Source organism: Gracilibacillus boraciitolerans JCM 21714, assembly GCF_000521485.1.
Taxonomy (GTDB): Bacteria; Bacillota; Bacilli; order Bacillales; family Amphibacillaceae; genus Gracilibacillus; species Gracilibacillus boraciitolerans.
In genome coordinates this window covers 1-18,820 of record NZ_BAVS01000016.1, presented here as the reverse complement: position 1 = coordinate 18,820, position 18,820 = coordinate 1, and the positions used below count along the sequence as shown (strand labels likewise).

21 protein-coding genes, 2 tRNA genes, 4 pseudogenes and 1 other annotated feature are annotated in these 18,820 nt (G+C 35.4%); of the genes and pseudogenes, 19 read left to right on the top strand and 8 right to left on the bottom strand.

The window, feature by feature from the left end:
- The first annotated feature begins 44 nt into the window (after positions 1 to 44).
- The 16 genes and pseudogenes from JCM21714_RS24760 (at position 45) to JCM21714_RS10800 (ending at position 10,695) form a co-directional block, all read left to right on the top strand.
- Positions 45 to 650 (top strand): D-alanyl-D-alanine carboxypeptidase family protein, encoded by a 606-nt coding sequence (locus tag JCM21714_RS24760; RefSeq protein ID WP_439644458.1) that lies wholly within the window; start codon positions 45 to 47, stop codon positions 648 to 650.
- Complete coding sequence (locus tag JCM21714_RS24755; protein WP_439644457.1) at positions 623 to 1,384, top strand: hypothetical protein; 762 nt, start codon at positions 623 to 625, stop codon at positions 1,382 to 1,384. Before JCM21714_RS24760 ends, JCM21714_RS24755 begins: the two co-directional genes overlap by 28 nt.
- A 114-nt stretch (positions 1,385 to 1,498) precedes the next feature.
- Positions 1,499 to 2,386, top strand: coding sequence for a pyridoxal 5'-phosphate synthase lyase subunit PdxS (pdxS, locus tag JCM21714_RS10845; protein ID WP_035724247.1), 888 nt, complete (start codon positions 1,499 to 1,501; stop codon positions 2,384 to 2,386).
- Between the two features lie 25 nt (positions 2,387 to 2,411).
- Positions 2,412 to 2,982: pseudogene (gene pdxT / locus JCM21714_RS10840) on the top strand (pyridoxal 5'-phosphate synthase glutaminase subunit PdxT).
- Positions 2,983 to 3,004: 22 nt separating this feature from the next.
- Positions 3,005 to 3,219: a binding site (T-box leader), on the top strand.
- A 249-nt stretch (positions 3,220 to 3,468) separates the two neighbouring features.
- Positions 3,469 to 4,753 (top strand): annotated as a pseudogene (serS, locus tag JCM21714_RS10835) (serine--tRNA ligase).
- Between the two features lie 294 nt (positions 4,754 to 5,047).
- A tRNA-Ser gene (locus tag JCM21714_RS10830) sits at positions 5,048 to 5,146 on the top strand.
- Positions 5,147 to 5,281: 135 nt separating this feature from the next.
- Positions 5,282 to 6,103 carry a pyrroline-5-carboxylate reductase gene (proC, locus tag JCM21714_RS10825; RefSeq protein WP_035724239.1) on the top strand — a complete coding sequence of 274 codons (822 nt, stop codon included), beginning with the start codon at positions 5,282 to 5,284 and terminating at the stop codon, positions 6,101 to 6,103.
- Positions 6,104 to 6,155: 52 nt separating this feature from the next.
- Positions 6,156 to 6,231, top strand: a tRNA-Arg gene (locus JCM21714_RS10820).
- Positions 6,232 to 6,379: 148 nt separating this feature from the next.
- Positions 6,380 to 6,550, top strand: a complete 171-nt coding sequence (locus tag JCM21714_RS21485) for a hypothetical protein (protein WP_235182772.1) — start codon at positions 6,380 to 6,382, stop codon at positions 6,548 to 6,550.
- Positions 6,551 to 6,587: 37 nt separating this feature from the next.
- Entirely contained in the window at positions 6,588 to 7,283 is a 696-nt protein-coding gene (locus tag JCM21714_RS10815) for a tyrosine-type recombinase/integrase (protein WP_052000522.1), read from the top strand.
- A gap of 141 nt (positions 7,284 to 7,424) precedes the next feature.
- Positions 7,425 to 7,991 (top strand): hypothetical protein, encoded by a 567-nt coding sequence (locus JCM21714_RS10810; RefSeq protein ID WP_035724236.1) that lies wholly within the window; start codon positions 7,425 to 7,427, stop codon positions 7,989 to 7,991.
- 129 nt (positions 7,992 to 8,120) lie between these two features.
- Positions 8,121 to 8,747, top strand: a pseudogene (locus tag JCM21714_RS24750) (transposase); the annotation flags it as partial.
- 147 nt (positions 8,748 to 8,894) lie between these two features.
- A complete protein-coding gene (locus tag JCM21714_RS21480; protein WP_052000521.1) occupies positions 8,895 to 9,635 on the top strand; it encodes a transposase in 741 nt (246 codons plus the stop codon).
- A gap of 149 nt (positions 9,636 to 9,784) precedes the next feature.
- A complete protein-coding gene (locus JCM21714_RS21475; protein WP_235182771.1) occupies positions 9,785 to 10,132 on the top strand; it encodes a hypothetical protein in 348 nt (115 codons plus the stop codon).
- A gap of 11 nt (positions 10,133 to 10,143) precedes the next feature.
- On the top strand, positions 10,144 to 10,299 hold the full coding sequence (locus JCM21714_RS21470) for a hypothetical protein (protein ID WP_235182770.1): 156 nt from the start codon (positions 10,144 to 10,146) through the stop codon (positions 10,297 to 10,299).
- Between the two features lie 63 nt (positions 10,300 to 10,362).
- Positions 10,363 to 10,695: an ATP-binding protein gene (locus JCM21714_RS10800; RefSeq protein WP_052000519.1), complete on the top strand. Its 333-nt coding sequence runs from the start codon at positions 10,363 to 10,365 to the stop codon at positions 10,693 to 10,695.
- Positions 10,696 to 10,772: 77 nt separating this feature from the next.
- On the opposite strand, the gene JCM21714_RS10795 is transcribed toward JCM21714_RS10800, so the two are convergent.
- The 8 genes and pseudogenes from JCM21714_RS10795 to JCM21714_RS21445 form a co-directional block, all read right to left on the bottom strand.
- Entirely contained in the window at positions 10,773 to 11,798 is a 1,026-nt protein-coding gene (locus JCM21714_RS10795) for a tyrosine-type recombinase/integrase (RefSeq protein ID WP_035724233.1), read from the bottom strand.
- The gene (locus JCM21714_RS10790) at positions 11,785 to 12,768 is read right to left on the bottom strand and encodes a tyrosine-type recombinase/integrase (protein WP_035724231.1); all 984 of its coding nucleotides are present in this window, start codon (positions 12,766 to 12,768) and stop codon (positions 11,785 to 11,787) included. Before JCM21714_RS10790 ends, JCM21714_RS10795 begins: the two co-directional genes overlap by 14 nt.
- A 101-nt stretch (positions 12,769 to 12,869) precedes the next feature.
- Positions 12,870 to 13,316 carry a tyrosine-type recombinase/integrase gene (locus JCM21714_RS21465; RefSeq protein WP_235182769.1) on the bottom strand — a complete coding sequence of 149 codons (447 nt, stop codon included), beginning with the start codon at positions 13,314 to 13,316 and terminating at the stop codon, positions 12,870 to 12,872.
- Positions 13,317 to 13,368: 52 nt separating this feature from the next.
- Positions 13,369 to 14,007 carry a site-specific integrase gene (locus JCM21714_RS21460; RefSeq protein WP_235182768.1) on the bottom strand — a complete coding sequence of 213 codons (639 nt, stop codon included), beginning with the start codon at positions 14,005 to 14,007 and terminating at the stop codon, positions 13,369 to 13,371.
- Between the two features lie 121 nt (positions 14,008 to 14,128).
- Positions 14,129 to 14,467: pseudogene (locus tag JCM21714_RS10780) on the bottom strand (ATP-binding protein); the annotation flags it as partial.
- Positions 14,403 to 14,957, bottom strand: a complete 555-nt coding sequence (locus tag JCM21714_RS21455) for a hypothetical protein (RefSeq protein ID WP_235182766.1) — start codon at positions 14,955 to 14,957, stop codon at positions 14,403 to 14,405. The gene JCM21714_RS21455 and the pseudogene JCM21714_RS10780, both read right to left, overlap by 65 nt.
- Positions 14,958 to 14,967: 10 nt before the next feature.
- Positions 14,968 to 15,810: an IS21 family transposase gene (gene istA, locus JCM21714_RS21450; RefSeq protein WP_235182765.1), complete on the bottom strand. Its 843-nt coding sequence runs from the start codon at positions 15,808 to 15,810 to the stop codon at positions 14,968 to 14,970.
- Positions 15,759 to 16,013 (bottom strand): helix-turn-helix domain-containing protein, encoded by a 255-nt coding sequence (locus JCM21714_RS21445; RefSeq protein ID WP_235182764.1) that lies wholly within the window; start codon positions 16,011 to 16,013, stop codon positions 15,759 to 15,761. Before JCM21714_RS21445 ends, istA begins: the two co-directional genes overlap by 52 nt.
- A gap of 542 nt (positions 16,014 to 16,555) precedes the next feature.
- Here JCM21714_RS21445 and JCM21714_RS10770 point away from each other — a divergent pair.
- The 3 genes from JCM21714_RS10770 to JCM21714_RS21440 form a co-directional block, all read left to right on the top strand.
- Positions 16,556 to 16,777: a hypothetical protein gene (locus JCM21714_RS10770; protein ID WP_035724227.1), complete on the top strand. Its 222-nt coding sequence runs from the start codon at positions 16,556 to 16,558 to the stop codon at positions 16,775 to 16,777.
- A gap of 567 nt (positions 16,778 to 17,344) precedes the next feature.
- A complete protein-coding gene (locus JCM21714_RS10765; protein ID WP_035724221.1) occupies positions 17,345 to 18,163 on the top strand; it encodes a hypothetical protein in 819 nt (272 codons plus the stop codon).
- 401 nt (positions 18,164 to 18,564) lie between these two features.
- Positions 18,565 to 18,820, top strand: a 256-nt coding sequence (locus tag JCM21714_RS21440; RefSeq protein WP_235182763.1) for a hypothetical protein, incomplete at its 3' end; no start/stop codon positions are given.

The following is an 18,820-nucleotide window of genomic DNA, read 5'->3' as shown; positions in this document are numbered from 1 at the left end:
GATAAAATGATTGCATGTAATTAATATAGGTGGAGGTAGGAGTAGTGATAGACATAATGAAAAAAGCAAGTATGTTAATAATGATTTTGATGTTAATGATCGCAACATATTCATTGACTAATGTATCCGTACAGGCTGCAGAGAATATAGAAGTAGAGGCTGAATCTGCTATTATTGTAGATGCCAAAACAGGTAAGATTTTATTTGAGAAACAATCTGATTTAAAATTACCTCCAGCTAGTATGACTAAGATGATGACAGAATACTTAGTATTAGAAGCAATTAAAGAAGGTAAAATCAATTGGGATACGACAACACAAATTAGTGATTATGCGTATTGGCTATCGGCTGATCCTAGTTTTTCAGGGATTGGTTTAATTCAGGATAAAAACTATACCGTTCGCCAGCTTTATGAAGGAATGGCAATTATTTCTGACAATGCTACAACTGTTGCATTAGCAGAATTAGTTGCAGGCTCTGAAGGTGAATTTGTTAAGATGATGAATGAAAAAGCAGTTGAAATGGGCTTACAGGAATATAAATTCGTTAATTCTACCGGTTTATCCAACTTGGATCTTGGTGAAAATTATCCGGAGGCACAGAGCCAAATGCAGATAATTTATTGTCAGCACGATCTGCTGCGTTGTTAGCATATCATTTAATTCAGGATTACCCAGAAGCATTGGAACATTCAAGTATGCTGCGTTCTGAGTTAGATGGCAGAGAATTATTAAACTTAAATTGGATGCTGCCATGGGAAGATAATAATTTTACTCAATATGCATATGAAGGAATGGATGGTTTAAAAACAGGTCATACCGATGAAGCTGGCTACTGTTTTACCGGAACAGCAAAGCAAGGGGAACGTCGTTTGATTACAGTTGTGATGAAGGCAGATTCAAAAGCATCCCGATTTGTGCAAACCAAAAAATTGATGGAATACGGTTTTTCTCAATTTGAAACAGCAGAATTGTTTCCATCAGGTTTTCAATTAGAACAAGAGTCAGTCTTACCTGTATCAAAGGGTAAAGAAGAACAGGTAGAAATAGCAACAGCCGAAGCTTTAGAAACGATGATAAAAACAGGTGAACAAGAACAATACTCGATTTCCTATCAAATTGATCAAGACAAGCTTGCTGAGGATGGTAGTTTGAAGGCACCCATTAAATCCGGAGAAAAAGTTGGTGAAGCTATCCTGCAATATGCTGGTGATGTTAACTATGGATATATCGGAGGAAAAGATAGCGATCAACGAGTTGATTTAGTGACAACAAGTGCTGTTGAAAAATCAAATTGGTTTATGCTTTCGCTTGGTGCAATCGGAGACTTTTTCTCTGGTATATTTTCAACTGTTGTAGATTTCTTTAAAGGTCTATTTTCATAATCAATTCCTATTTCAACAGTTGGCATTTATAAAAAAATTTGTTATATAATGTATAAAGGGTAACAATGACTTATTTAATAGTGATTAGTTGATCATACAGGAGGAATTCTTAGAATGTCTAAAATAGGTACAGATAGAGTTAAACGAGGAATGGCAGAAATGCAAAAAGGCGGCGTTATAATGGACGTTGTCAATGCAGAACAAGCTAAAATTGCAGAAGAAGCTGGTGCCGTAGCAGTCATGGCATTGGAACGAGTACCATCAGATATTCGTGCAGCAGGTGGAGTTGCACGTATGGCAGATCCAACTATTGTCGAAGAGGTAATGAATGCCGTCTCGATACCTGTCATGGCAAAAGCACGAATTGGACATATAGTAGAAGCACGTGTATTAGAATCAATGGGTGTAGATTACTTAGATGAAAGTGAAGTATTAACACCGGCTGATGAAGTTTATCATTTAAATAAAAGAGAATTTACCGTACCATTTGTCTGTGGATGCCGTAACCTGGGAGAAGCAGCCCGTCGTATCGGGGGGGAAGGTACGTCGATGCTACGTACCAAAGGTGAACCTGGAACAGGAAATATCGTTGAAGCAGTGCGACATATGCGTGAAGTTAACGGACAAGTTCGTACCCTTGTGAGCATGTCAATAGATGAAGTAATGACATATGCGAAAGAATTAGGTGCACCATACGAAGTTCTTTTAGAGATTAAAGAAAATGGTCGCTTACCCGTCGTAAACTTTGCTGCAGGTGGTATTGCAACTCCAGCAGATGCAGCCTTAATGATGCAATTAGGTGCTGACGGTGTATTTGTAGGTTCTGGTATTTTTAAATCTGATAACCCTGCAAAGTTTGCTAGAGCGATTGTAGAGGCAACAACGCATTACGAAGACTATGAATTAATTGCGAGAGTATCCAAAGGACTTGGTGCAGCAATGAAAGGAATAGAAATTAGTACCATTGCTCCTGGAGAACGTATGCAAGATCGTGGTTGGTAAGAGAAGCAGTGAGGAGTAAAAAGTAATGGTGAAAATAGGTGTATTAGGTTTACAGGGAGCTATTCCCGAACATATACGATCTGTTCAAACTACTGGTGTAGAAGGTATTATTATTAAAAGAAAAGAACAATTAGATGAGATAGATGGACTAATCCTGCCTGGTGGCGAAAGCACCACAATGCGGCGATTGATTGATAAATATGATTTCTTTGATGCCTTGGTTACCTTTGGCAATAGGGGGGAAACCTATCTTTGGCACCTGTGCAGGATTAATATTGCTTGCCAATCAAATTATTGGACAAGATCATGCTCATTTATCTTTAATGGATATGAAGGTTGAGCGTAATGCATTTGGCAGACAGCGGGAATCATTTGAAGCTGAGCTTGAGATAAAAAATGTAGCAGAAGACTTTGAAGCTATCTTTATCCGCGCTCCATCTATAGAGAGTGTTGGTCCGGATGTAGAGGTATTAGCTACTTATCATGACAAAATTGTTGCTGCACGTCAAGGACACTATTTATGTAGTGCCTTCCATCCGGAACTAACGGATGATCATCGGTTAACAGAATACTTTGTCAAAATGGTGAAAAGCTAATAAAATTGAATATAATGTTATAAAGAAAGCGATGAAGGGAACTACTAGCTTATTTCCTTATGGAAGAGAGCCGATGGCTGGTGTGAATCGGTATAAGGTATAAGTGAATCCATCCTTGAGTAGTATACGGAAAACAAAGTACGTATACTCGGTGATAAGCCGTTATCTAAAAAATGAAGCCGGGAGAAGTCTATTCTCCAATCAGGGTGGTATCGCGGGAAAACTCTCGTCCCTACTAGACAGAATTAGTATGGACGGGAGTTTTTTGTATTTAGAAATAACTTAAATGAAATGAGGAGTAGACCCAAACTGCGACGTAATGACAATTTTGAAAGTATGGTGAGTATATGGCAAAAGCTCCGTCCATTTACTTCGCTTTCCGCAGCGACGGATTAAGTCTCATCTACAACTTTTATAAAGTTTCGCAACTTGTTACTTCGCAGTTTAGTTAATTAAGAATATATTTTATTATTGGAGGGTTTTTATATGTTAGATATGAAAATGTTACGCAAAAATTTTGGTGAGGTAAAGGAAAAATTAGCTCATCGCGGAGAAGATTTAACTGATTTAGGACGGTTTGGGGGATTTAGACGAAAAACGGAGAAAACTGATTGCAGAAACAGAAGACCTTAAAGCAAAACGTAATGAAGTGTCGAAGCAAATCTCCCAATTGAAAAAAGAAAAGAAAAATGCAGATGACATGATTGTAGAAATGCGAGAAGTTGGTGATCGAATCAAAACAATTGATCAGGAACTAAAACAAGTAGAAGAAGAACTAGAAATTCTCATGCTATCTATTCCAAACATTCCACATGAATCAACTCCAATTGGGGGGGAGACAGAAGATGATAATATGGAGGTTCGTAACTGGGGGGAGAGATACCAACCTTTTCATTTGAGGAAAAAGCACATTGGGACTTGGGGGGGACAGAATTAGATATTTTGGATTTTGAGAGAGCAGCTAAAGTAACTGGAAGCCGTTTTGTTTTTTATAAAGGCTTAGGAGCAAGATTAGAACGTGCCCTTATCAACTTCATGATGGATCTCCATTCCGATCAACACGGCTATCAGGAAATGCTACCACCATATATGGTGAATCGTACTAGCATGACTGGAACTGGTCAATTACCTAAATTCGAAGAAGATGCGTTTAAACTAGAAAAATGGGATTACTTCTTAGTACCGACTGCCGAAGTACCGGTAACAAACTATTACCGGGGGAGAAATCCTAAAGGCAGAAGATCTTCCACAAAAATTTACAGCATTTAGCGGTAGTTTTCGTTCAGAAGCCGGCTCTGCAGGAAGAGATACGAGAGGTTTAATTCGCCAGCATCAATTTAATAAAGTAGAATTAGTTCAATTTGTAAAACCGGAAGATTCTTATCAGGCATTAGAGGAATTAACAGGACATGCAGAAAAGGTTTTACAGCTACTAGAATTACCTTATCGTGTAATGAGTATGTGTACGGCTGATTTAGGTTTTACAGCAGCAAAAAAATATGATATTGAAGTCTGGATGCCAAGTAATGATACGTATCGCGAAATTTCCTCCTGTTCCAATTTTGAAGATTTTCAGGCAAGACGGGCAGGAATCAGATTTCGCCGTGAAGATAAGGGGAAACCAGAATTTCTCCATACCTTGAATGGTTCTGGCTTAGCAATTGGACGCACGGTTTCAGCTATCATGGAGAATTATCAGCAGGAAGATGGAAGTATCAAAATACCGGACGTTCTAGTATCCTATATGGGTGGCAAAACTATAATTAAATAACTTTAATTAGTTGAACTGCTTCAACTTTAAACTATTTTAAGCATGAAAAAATTGTTAGGGATATCTTCACGGGAAAAGTGCTTCGCTAAACGGGAAAAACCAATATTTCCCGTCAACAGCGTAATATTTCCCGCGAAGCCAACCATATTTCCCGTCAACAGCTGAACAATTCCCGTGAAATTATAACAATATCTAGTAGATAGAAATAACATGCTTAGAATATTACCTTTTTTCAATTTTTTATTGACTGTGAGTTTTTGTTATGCTATATTATTATTTGTCGTCAGTAATCACGGAGGAGTACCCAAGTCTGGCTGAAGGGAGCGGTCTTGAAAACCGCCAGGGGGGGCTTCATCGCCCGCGGGGGGGGTTCGAATCCCTCCTCCTCCTCCATAAATCAAACACAAAGTTGGAGATCATAGATTGAAAAAATTGTTATCATTGTATAACAATTTTTTGGGCTAAATTACTTTATACTATAGTATACTATATTATAATCATTAATTTTTATATAAAGGATGGGTATCAGTGAGAGAGACGATTGCATTTCTAGGTGCTGGATCGATGGCAGAAGCTATCATTTCTGGAATGACAGCAAATAAAATAGTATCGACACAACAAATTATTGCCACGAATCGATCTAATCAAAAGAGACTATTGGAGTTAGAGGGAACATACCATATTAAGACATCACTAGATAAAAAAGAAGTGATCGAGCAAAGTGATATTCTTATTTTGGCAATGAAACCTAAAGATATTAAAGTAGCTATTGCAGAGATAAAGTCATTGTTAACAGAAAACAAGATTATTGTTTCCTTATTAGCTGGTATTTCTACTGGCTTTATCCAACAACAATTAGCAACAAAAAATCCAATAGTACGTGTTATGCCAAATACTTCCGCAATGATTGGCCAATCAGCAACGACTATTACTTCTGGTAAGTATGCTAGTGCAGAGCATGTTCACTTAATTGAAAAGTTGATGACTTCGATTGGGACAACTATAGTGATAAAGGAAGAAGATATGGATGCTTTTACAGCCTTAGCCGGTAGTGGACCTGCCTTCTATTATTATATGGTAGAGGCTATGGAACAATTTGTAGAAGCAAAAGGATTAGATAAAGAGATCGCTAAGCCTCTTATGGTTCAAACCATCAAAGGTGCGGCAGCAATGTTAGAAGCATCACATGATTCGCCAAAGGTGTTAAGAGAGAAAATAACAAGTCCTGGTGGAACAACGGAAACCGGGATTAATACGTTATCGGAGCATCGCTTTCAAGCGGCAATAATAGCCTGTTTGGAGCAAGCAACATTAAGATCTAAAGAGCTAAGAGATTTATTTGAAAAGTAAAACTTGCTTTTTTTATCTACTTCTTTCATAATATCACTTGTAATGTTTTTAAGGCCCTATAGCTCAGGGGGGGATAGAGCATTCGTTTCCTAAACGATGTGTCGCAGGTTCGAATCCTGCTAGGGCCGTTATAGCCTTATGTAGCAACGGTTACATGCGTTAAGCCTTCCGGATAGCTAAACGTATAGCACACAGTTTCATATCCATATTTTGAGAAGCCTTCTTCTCGTTTATTTACGTATTTATTACGTATCTAATCGGGAGGGAGGCTTTTTTTTGTTGCGAAAAGGTAAGAAGATCGTACAACGTAGGACAAGTGTTAATCCTATCACAAGTAACGAGGTAACTATGACGTTATCGGAGGCGTTCGACTTCGTTTATTCTCAGAAACAATCGGAAGGACTTCGAGAAAAAACTCTAAGAGGTTATAAAGTTTTATATCCGTAAGACACGCGAGTTAGGTTTATCGCCGTATTCTGTTAACGTGAAAATCCGATTACTGAAATCGTTCTTTAACGTACTTCACAAGGAGGAAATAATAAAACGCAATCCAATTATCGGAATCAAGTTATTAAAGGTAGAAGAGGACGCATTTAAACCATTGACGGACGAGGAAATAAAGCGGTTATTAAATACACCAAATATCGAATATTACGCACAATTTAGAGATTTAGTCGCCATGTACCTTATTTTAGATACCGGCATAAGATCATCAGAATTATTTGATATGAAAATATCGAATGTAGACTTTAAAAGCCGTTGTATCATACTTCCAGGAGCGATAACAAAGAACCGGAAACCTAGAGTATTGCCGTTATCGAATCAAGTATTACGGCTAGTTATGGAGTTAATGCAAGAAGTTAAAGCGAACTTTGATACGGAATATTTATTCGTTTCTAACTTTGGCGAAAGGTATATGCCGAACAGTTTCCGGAAAAGGTTACACAACTATAAAAATTTAGCCGGAATAGATAAGAGGTTATCACCGCATTCTCTAAGGCATCAGTTTTGCCATGATTATATCATGAATGGCGGAGATGTATTCTCTTTGCAACGTATAGCCGGACATGCAGACATACAAACAACGAGGAAGTATATCCAATTTACAACAGAAGATATACAACGGAAACATGCAGAGTTTTCACCTATTTCAAGATTACGTAGTAAGTATCGAAAATAAGACAAAAAAAGAAGTACCGGAGAAAAACCCGATACAACTTTTCGAAAAAAATTACAAGTCGTAAATTGGACAAGTCTATCTATCGAATAGAACGTATGTACTGGTTAGTTTCTTCCGGTCATAATACGGAGGAGTTACACCATGCAATATTTAACTATTAATCTACCGGAATTACAATCATTAGCAACCTTTAAAACAACCAAAGAAATGGACGAGGTTATCTATCAGTACATAGACATATTACGGACTAACAACGAGCCAACGTCTGTTATAGATACGCTATTGTTTCTAGGTCGTTCTAGTCTCCGTATCACCGGAGTAAGTTTCGCCAGGTATGAAAAGATAGGCAACGTCATAGGCAAGTCCAAGCGGACTGTTATACGAATTATGAACGTCCTTGCAGGCTATAACATGATAGAGAAGTTACCGACAACTAAGACTTGGTACGGAAAAAGCCGAAAGAAGTCAGTTAACATTATCCAAATTTTACCGGAAGCTATTCCACAAATGTCACCACAGCATGTCACCACAGAGACCACCGAAGAAGTTACGCAGGACAACGGAAAGACAGACGAAACTGTCTCCGAACCAATTAACTATAAGCATTTTATTAATAATTCTATTAATACGTATTCCACATGTGCAAGTCGTTCACTAACGCCATATGTTGTATATGTTAACTTAAAAGTGAACCACATTGTTAATTGAAAAATGAACCACTCTAATAGAAAATAAACCTAACAAGATTATTTGTTAGGGGGAAAATATGGAGTGATTGATTTGAAACTAAAACAGGATGTTATTAAATTATATATCAAAGGGTTGAGTTAAAGAAAAATAGAAAAGGAACTTCCGATCAGTAGAAATACAGTTAGAAAGTATTTAAAGGAGTTTAAAGAAAGCCAATCAAAAGATGTTAGGAATCTACCGATTCCAGAGTCAATTACGAGCCCACCAAAGTACAAGCATAGAGTTAGTCCGAAACGTGTTTTAACAACAGAAATACAAGAGAAAATCCAGTATTTCATTGCTCAGAATGAGTGGAAAAAGAATCATTACATGGGGGGGAAACAACAGATGAAGATCATTGATATGCATGAGGCTTTACTTAAAGAAGGTCATACTGTTGGTTACACAACAATAAGAAATTTTGTGAGCGAAATATCAAAGAAAAATAAAGAAGTGTTTATTCGTAAACATCCAGAGCCTGGTGCAGAAATTGAATTTGACTGGGGAGAAGTTTAGTTAGAAATCAAGGGAAAAATAAAGAGCTACTCATTAGCAGTCTTTACGTTACCTTTTAGCAACTATAGATTCGCAAGAGTCTATGAATCTGAAACACAAGTATGTGTGTTAGATGCTCATTCAAAGTTAATTCAGCATATAAAATTTGTTCCAAGATCTTTTACGTATGACAATATGAGAACTGTAGTAAAAACATTTATTGGTCATGAGAAGGTAATTCATGTGTTTAATGCATAATAAAAGTAGTGAGTATTGCAACCGAAATCTTAGAAGGTTGCACATATAAAAAAAGGCTTGCCAGCCCCCCCTTCAAAATAACCTACCGTTAATAGTGTCTAATCAATTAATGGTGGGAGAAGTGAAAGGATGCTAGCAATGCCTGAAATTAATCATATCAAAAAATTAAGGAATATAAAATTACTATCAATCAATGAAATTTCAAAACGTACTGGTTTTTGTTGGGAAACCGTTAAAAAATATGCAGATGAAGATCAGTTACTTGAAGAAAAATCACCTACGAAGAAAGGAATGATGTATGAGGAAAAGTGGGGGGGAGAAATTGTATCAGATTGGCTAATGGAGGACTATGCTCTAAAAAAGAAATTGAGGAGAAACAATAAAATTATATTTGAACAATTACAGAAGTTGGAATTTCCAGGTTCTTATCGAACCGTATGTAACTATATTGCAGAGTGGAAAGATAAAACATTGGATGAAACCGAAGGAATGAAAGAAGAATTTGAAAGGTTAACACATCCTCCTGCAGAAGCCCAAATAGATTTCGGTGTTACGGAGGTTGTACAGGAAGGAAAAGTAAAAGATATTCATTGCTTGGTTATGAGTTTGCCTTACAGCAATGGAGGGTTGGTTGTACCTTTACTTGCGGAAAATCAGGAATGTTTTTTGGAAGGCATTAAAATGCTTTTTGAACAGGCGGGATATGTCCCGAGAAAGCTTCGTCTCGATAATCTTTCAGCTGCGGTTGTAATGCTAGAGGCCGGCAACAAGAAACTGTCTTTACAGAAGCTTTTCAACGCTTTGCAAGTCATTATGGATTTGATCCGCAAGCTTGCAACCCAAGAAAAGGAAATGAAAAAGGACATGTAGAAAATAAGGTAGGTTATGTCCGATACAACTTTTTCACCCCATCACCTGTTATTCAAGACTTAACACACTTACGTGATTTATTACAGGAGCACTGTAAGCAAGATCATCAACGAAAACATTATAAGAAAGGCACCATTATTGCGGATTTAATGGAGGAAGAAAAGAAGTATGGTTTGGCATTACCTGAAACCGAATACCCTGTATTTAAAAAAACTATGGTAACGGCTAACAAATATGGTGAAGTAACGATTGATGGCATGGCAGTTCACGTAACAAATAGTTATCACTATAACAAATTATATTTAATTGTGTACTGGGATCATTTTAAAGTCATCTCTCAACATGGAGAGTTACTTTCTAAAGGGCCAAGGCCATATATGAATCAAACAAGAGAAATTCCATGGCAATCCATATTGAAAAATTGGATGAGGAAGCCGCGATCAATTGTTTATTCACGATATTTTCCTTACCTCCCTGGCAGAATCGCCATTACTTAAATATCGATTCTATGAAACTAAGGAAAGAACGAGTCCAGTGGTTAGTAAGTTTAATAATAAAGTATGAAATGCAGGAAATAGATGACCGTTTTTATGAATTATTACCGATAGAGAAAGAAGAAAGAGAATCATTTCATGATTCAATCGAACCCCCCCTTATGACGTGAATTGGAACATATACGACTCCCTTCAGCCTTTGAGTGATTCCCTGTCAAAGGAGGAGGTTGAACATGTCTGACCTAATTAGAGCAAGATGCAAATCACTACGTTTAGCATATATTGCGGATATTTATGAGAAAATCCCATTTGATAATCCAGAGCAGTACGTAGCAGCATTATTTCAACAAGAATTGGAGCTACGGGAAGCCGCAAAAGGAGAGCGATTAATCAAAAAGGCAAAATTAATGAATGAAAAAGAATTAAAGGATTATCAATGGAGTGACCATATACGATTTCCACCACAACTTGATAGAAACGCACTTGAATTACTACACTTTATCGATAGAAAAGAGAATTTGATATTGACTGGTGCTCCTGGAACAGGAAATTATCGAAAGTTTTAACTTATGGAAAGATACTTAAAATGAATCTTTACATTCATGCTTGATAAGCCAAATATCTTTCCATAATATTTAAATTCCTATCTACAAAATTCATCTAACCACTTTAATAGATCTGTATCCTCGTCCCAAACAGGGGGGGTATCTTGCGTTACAACTTCCATATACGTGCCTTCTAATACTTTTCTTTTTATTTCCGTATTTGCTCTTAAATATATTTCAGTTGTAGTTACATTTACATGTCCTAATAAATCTCTTATATAAATAAGATTTACTCCCGCCTCTAATAAATGCATAGCTTTTGTATGCCTAATCATATGAGGATGCAATCTGTCGCAGAAAAGAACATCTAAATGAGCTTCTTTAGCTTGTCTTAAATACTTTTTCAAAATATACGTTATTCCAGGCCTTGTGAATGGGCACGTATTACTGTTATAAAAAAGTGGATAATCTTGTTTACCATTCTCCAATAACTTGTTTTCTTTCATGTAATTCTCTAACAGATCTCGTGTTTTATTCATAATAGGGACACTTCTTCGTTTGTTACCTTTGCCTGTTAAGGTAATAGTGGCAGGCTTTGTAAGCCTGACATCTCTTGCTTTCAAGTCAATTAATTCTTGTACTCGTGCCCCAGTATCATAAAGAGTTGCTATTAATGTTAAATCTCGTCGACCTTTCTTCCTATTAATGTCAGGTTGTTCCAATATATACCTTAGAGATTCTTGTGAGAGAAATTCCACCGTCTTTTTTTCTCTCTTTTTAAAGGGAATTCCTAAGATTCTTTGACATTCAAATATGTTTTCAGGATGTTCTGATTGCGCATATCGGTAAAAACTATGAATGGCCGCTAATCTTTGGTTTCGAGTATTAATTCCTACGTTTCGCGACTTTTCAAGCCAAAGGAGAAAGTCTTTAATTTTTTCTGCCTTAATTTTTTCAAATGTTAGTTGCTCAGGTTTAGTATTCAATTCAAAATCGAAATATTTTAATACCTGTTTAAAGGTATCCCTATAAGACTTTATTGTATTAACGCTGACATTACGTTGGCTCGGAAGATAATCGGACAGAAATCGTGTAAGTGTCCTGGAAAAATCAGTCTGTTTCATCAAACAATACCTCCGGTATTAAAATTGAAAAATTCTGTTCAACTGATTCTATAATTTTTGGATATAAATCAGCAGTTAGCCTTAAGTAATGTTGTGTACCTCTTAAATCAACATGACCCAAAAATGCAGAAAGATAGGGAAGGAGATTCGTAATATCTTCTTCATTTAATACCCACTTTTTCAAGCAATGGACCGCAAAAGTATGCCTTATATCATGTATTCTTGGTCCCTTACCACTATGGGAAATTCCAGCCTTCCATAAAATCTCTCTAAATAGTTTATATATCGTACTTTCTTTATAATGTCCTCCGTAAGGAGATGGGAATAAAAAGGTATCACTCGATTCCAGTCGATGAATTTCTTCTACATATAAACGGCAACGTTTCGTCAAGTTTTCGGCCATTGGAACTTTTCTCTCTTTTCCAAATTTCGTATTCCGAATGAATAAGGTACCTTGATTCAAATCAACATCTTTAAGCTTTAAACTTAACGCCTCTGATATTCGGAAACCACAACCATACAATATTCGGAACAGAATAGGTAAGATCAAATGTCTTTTGGGAGAAACCTCTGAGAAGGGATAATTGTCACATATGGTAAAAATATTTTTTAACTCAATTTCTGAAAAGATATATGGCACATAAGAATATCGATCAATCGTAATAGTGGCAGCTGGGTAAATGTATGCTTCATAACCTAGACGTACCATATATTTTCCTAGACCACGTATAATTGAGATTCTTCCGCTTCTAGTACTAATAGACTCATTTAGTCTTTTTTCAGTCCAAAGTAGTACTAATTCCTTTGGAAGATTTACATTTAATAGTTCTTCGTTGCTAGCCAAAGTATCAAATTTTTTCAAAAGAGAGGAGCCTTTTTTGTACTTATAGCCAACAGACTTCATTTCCTCTATATATCCATCAATCAGTGGACCAAGAACACTTTGAAAGACAACAGTTTTCTTAGACATTCTCTAGCTCCTCCTCTGGATCAATGGCACATTTCCTTAACCGATCCATACCTGTATGAAGATAAACATTAGTAGATTTAGAATTTAAATGTCCAAGGACCTCAGAGATTACTGTTAATGGGGGTTCCTTGCTCAAGCAAATTACTCGCAAGAGTATGACGAAGCGAGTGTAAACCTTGCTTATTACCATTTGGAACAGTAATTCCAGAAAGTCTAGTATATTTCGTTATAATATTATGAAGATTAGCGTCTTTTCCAAAAGACTCATAGGGTGCATTCATCCGGATAAAAACGAAAGGAGAATCACTGATAGGACGTGCATTTTTTAGGTAATCAATCAATGCCCAACCTATATCATTTAAAATTGGATATGATACGCTACTCTTCGTTTTACTTTGAATTATATCTATAGTTTTTAAGTTCCAGTTTAAATCCGATAACTTTAAGGATTTGATGTCACCAACCCTTATGCCAAGTTTGGCAACCAGAAGCAGAATTGCATAATCTCTCTTTCCAGTTGGATTTCCTCTATCTATACTTTTCAACATACGTATAACATCTTCTTTATTCCAGACAGAAGGAACTGGTGGATAATAATATTTACTTTGTTTGGGGGACCTTAAAAGATAAATCTTCATCCGTATATTGGTTAAGATAGAGAAATCTTAAATAAACCCTTAGTGTTGTTAAGATAGACGCAATACTTTTTTCATGATACCTGTAAATGGTTTTTACATAATCAGAAATCATTTCTGCCGTAATATCATTTGATTTTTGAATATTTCTATTCTCTAGATAATCAATAAAAAAGAACAAACGCTGCATACGCGTGCGTAGTCCTCTTTTGGAGTACTCGTTATTTTCACACTCCTTCTCATAAGCAGTAAGTTCAGGTCTAAACTGTTCTGGCTTTATATAACCTGGTTTTTTTACAATCCTTCGGATTACCACACCATGAAGTTGGTAATCACCTAAAACCCGTATTCTTCTAATAGGCCCTTTTACCCCCCCTTTGGGCATGGCTTTCTTATAATAGTCAACTGTGCAATGGTATTTTTCCTCTAAAAAGTCTCTTCCTAACACTTCTGAAAAATTGATTTCATTCCTTTCTTTTGCGAATGCAACAACTCTTTTGTAAAATGCACGGTAACCACAAATAGTGTTGTATGCATAATTTAGCCTTTCTAATTCAGTTAATACTTTTGAAACTAGTTCTTCAATAGGAATTCGAGTTTCCATTTAACACCTCCTAGATTAATAAATCTATTATGGCGAATTATGGAAAGAAATAAACATATATTTTCGATGAAATTAGAGATATACACTTATTTCTTTTCATAAACAATTACTTTCGATAATTACCTACTCCTGGTGGCCCAAGAAGAATCAAATTATATTGCTCCTCCAGCCAAAGTAGTTCACGCAGTTGTTTTAGCTGCTTCGTACTGATTGATCGCTGGGCCTTTAAATCAAATTCATCCAATGTTTTCTGATAGGGAAAACGAGCCCATTTTAATAACTTTGAAATGAGTTTTTCCTCTCGACTGATTTGCTCATATCTTAATAATTCATAAAGTAGCTCATGATATGTCCATTGATGAGACTCTGCTTTTCTGATTAATACAGGTAGCTCCTTAGCGGTTTCTGCCAGCCTTAATGAACGACAGATATCCTGTAACTGTGTCATGGGGTGCGTCATGCTGGCTGTCCCCCCCTTTGAGAATCTCAATATAGGAATCTACCTGTCTTGTCGTAGCGTCAATATGAGCGTAAGGTGACTCGGAGCTTTTAGTATCAACTTTCTGAGAAGGTGTCTCCTGGATCAATGAGTAAAGAAGATCCCTTAAATCGTTGGCACTCGTCAATCTAAGCTCCATGGCTCTATCTAAAGCCTGGTTCACCATCTTAGGCTCCTGCTGTAAAAGGTTCCAAAGAATCGCCAACTGATCTCCCATATGACGCGGATAACGTTCTCTAAGCTGATTCATAAACGCTTTTATTTTTTCCTCATCTTCGAATAGGGAGATGATTTCATTTTCCCATTCCGTTAATTTTGTTGAGCGTTTTCGTTTGTGCGTATGATCTTGTACTAACTGCCCCCCCTTACCAGAAGCTAATTTGTGATCTGCCAGAATCTCTCCGTCAGGAGATAGTCTGATCAGAAGACGACCACCCTCCGTTCGTTCCAAATAAGCGACATTACTTTTTGAAGGTCTGTAGGTACCGTAGGGAGCTGTAGCGATTAGATTCATACGAAATGACATTGTCCTTGCGAATGTTCCTTGTTATACTTGTTGTAAGGTTATTCTCGAAAGAGAATGAAGTTGAGACTTTTTGTAAGTGTTGCTTTTCTAGGGCGTGCACTTCAAAGGGTCTCTTTTTTGTTGTGTGATGAACGTTATGATTTCCAGTTCTCTCTAGCCATCTCATGCTTTGTTCTTCCCACACCTCTAAAGAGGTGAAGATACGGTTTTTGCTAAAGTTATATTTCACGTACTTAACGGCATTTTCTACTTTGCCTTTTGTTTCTGGATCGCTTTTTCTGCATAAATAAATGCTAAATTTCCTTACCTGCTGATAAGCTTGAAACTCTTTGGTCAGAATAATATCTCTGGCATTCTCACTGACAGCGATCAAGTGATCCTGGTCATATACGAGCTCTCGAGGCATTCCGCCATAGAACTCAAAAGCTGCCTCATGTGATTGAATGACATCTCTTGTCGTAAAAGGTCTGTTTAACCACCTCACAAATTTATACCTCGAATGAGATAACACAAAGACAATAAACCATAGTTTTTGACGGGTGCCATCTTGTTTAGCTACTGTTGTTTCTCCAAAGTCAACTTGAGCCTGGTGGCCCATTGGAAGTTCTTCTACTGTTTGATAGCTCCTGAAAGATGTTTGTTTAGGAATCATGTGCCTTTCACGTAACTCTCTCACATATCTTCTGACTGTACTTTCACCAATGGTGAAATGCTCATAATGCTCCTTTAACCAATCATGAACCTGTGCCCAGATAGATCCTGATGCTCTTTTAGCCATCCTAAGATTGTATTGTGATAAGGATCTAGTTTTTTGGACCTTGTCATTGAACCATGTATCCAATGATCAAACTCTTCTGGTGTCATGTTCATATAACTGTAAATCGTATTTCTACTGATGTTTAGTTTCTTAGAAATGGCTGCAATGCTAAACCCTTTTTGTTTTAATTGCATAATCTCACTATAAATCATCCACTTTTCCACTCCGTGACCCCCCCCTGGCTGCCGCTACTGTAAAGTTATTATACCTAAGCACAGTTGATAGGTTATACTGTTCAATTTTATTGAGCAAAAAGTGTTAAGTTTAGTTTAGCGTTTACAACAATTAAAGCAATGATTATATTAGCTAAAGTTTTATAATGACAAACAAACCACTTTATATCCTTCTATTCTTTATCAAGTCACACTGTTAAAAGGTAATATAATAATAGTAATAACAATGACTATAACTACTTCCCCCCCATATTAAAAAGCTATTCTTTCTCAAAAGAATAGCTTTTTTAGTACGCTCGCATGGGTAATAACTCGAAGTAAAAGTCTGTTATAGAATTGGCAGGCAACATGTAAAGGAAATGTTTTCCATTGTGAAACAGAATTTAAAGAAATTTTTAAAAATTTTAAAAAGTATAATTGACAAGGAAATTTTTTTAGTTCATAGTAAAATATGGGAGTAGAACAAAAGTTTTACTTATTAGTAAAAAAAACAAATTCAAAAGAATTAACTAATAGAAAGAGGTGATATTGGGATGAATTTTGAGACTATGTTCAATTATATTATTCGACTGACTGGCTTAAGTTTTGGAGCAGCAAGTACTGTACTTGCATTTCTAGACTATGCTGCATGGATCAGCGTATTAATGGGTCTAACAGGCATTGGTTTGGGTGCAGCAAGTATTATAATGGCATACCGCTTTGCAATTGGAAAAGTACTTATGCAAAAAGGAAGGTACGAAGCAATTCAGCTGTAGTTTTTCATATCCACTCCTCTTACATGTAAGTATATAACACTATGTACTAATAGTGTTGCAATTTTCAGTTTAATAATTTCAAATGGAAAGAGCCAAAAAGTGATAACCTCATAGATATGGCTCTTTCCATTTGAAAATTGCATATAACCAGTATAGGTGACAGAAACCTTTTAATAGTTAAGTCTGCCCTTAAATTTTTCATATCTAGATTCGATCTTGGTTATATATTGTAGATTGTAAATATTGACTGGCTTATATATTTATTATTTTCCACTTACTTCTGGTTTAAAATGAAGCTTTTTGTATAACCTCTTACGTTTGTTGGTTCTTTTTTAATGGATTTGGACATTTATCATTTTTGCTTATCCATTATAAAAAACTTTTTAATTGACTGAAAATTTAGTGTATAATTTGAATTTTTAAAATATTGGACATAGATTATTACAAAATGAGTAATTGCATAGCTACTCTTATTGTTAAATTCAGCGAAAGCAGTTTGCTCTTATTCCTACTGTACTTAATTTTCATGAGTATCAAGGTGATTTGTCGCTTTTGGGAGGATACAGGATGTTCTACAAATATAAAAAATTATATACATTTCGATTTATGAAAGAACAATTGAAAATTATATATGCTAGGATATTAGGGATTTTCACAGCAAAAGACAGAGAAAAAGTAGTTGACTTTTTAATTAATTCGACAAAATATGTGAACATTATTCCTTTTCTTATGTTTAGTACAATTTATTTTTTAGTATTACTAATTATCTCCGATTCATTAAATAGAAATATAATATTAGCTGGTGTAATTTCGATTGTTCTTTCTGTATTATATACAGTATTTAAATATAGAGAATCAAAGCTTAACGATATGAAGGAAGAACTATCCCTCATATTAAACCATATTAATCCCAAGCAATCATCGGCTTTTTTAATCAAATATTTATGTATCGATCTGTTTAAGAACGTTATTTTCTATGCCGCACTTCCATACATAATTACAGGAACTTTACTATTAGCGATAACGGAATTTAATGTTTATTTATTTCTTATTTTGCTGGGCTACTTTGCTTTATCCTTTTCTTTAACTTTATGTATCTTGATAACCAAAATTATTATTAGAAATCAGATAATATTCGATTTGTTTATGAGCCTGGTATTAATAAGTGTAGCAACCTATCTTTATACAGTCATTCCATTCCCTGAAAATATTGAAAATATAATAATAAATAATTCTGCTAATTTAGAAGTGAAAGAACCAACACTTATTGCGCATGCAGTTTGGGTGAGCTGTTTCATAATAAGCACTATAATAACCTGTCTGTGTATCCTAAAAATTGATAGTGAGCAGTTTTTCAAAGTATTTTTCTATAAAGAAAAAATTTAAATGTTAACAAACAATATCAAACATCGTTTATTTTACAGAATTTCTACAGAGTCTTACTGCAAGATAAAACATTAATGACGTTAAATATTATCTATATTTCGATGAGTATTATTGTGGTAGTCATTTATCCTTTAATAAATAAAATAGAAAATATAGGGATTATTTTGACTATATTACTGTTTGCATTCACACCTTCCTTTTTTAATATTTTTTTAAATTATTCGATTTTCTCTAAAATATTCAATAGAAGTTATTTAATGACATCAAATTATTTAGTTTTAAAATACAATGCAATGGATTATCTAATTAATAATACATTAAAATTTTCAATAAAAAATACAATATTATCTATATTTCCATTTGTCACGATTGTAATACTCTATAAACCTCCCTTTCCAATAGTGCTAACATTATTATATTTTCTTTTAATAATTCTATTACAATGTCTGTTTATATTTCGTAGTTATAAAATTGAAAAATACACACTAGAAGAAATAGCTGCTCTAGATAATTCATTTATTTTGTCAAATGGAAATGAGAATATGATGTTCCTCGGTATTCCGATTGCTTTATCCATGCCTTTAATAACATTATATGTTTCAGAGCAAATCAGTTGGCTTCCAAGTGTATTCATCTTTAGTTATATTTTTATTTTAT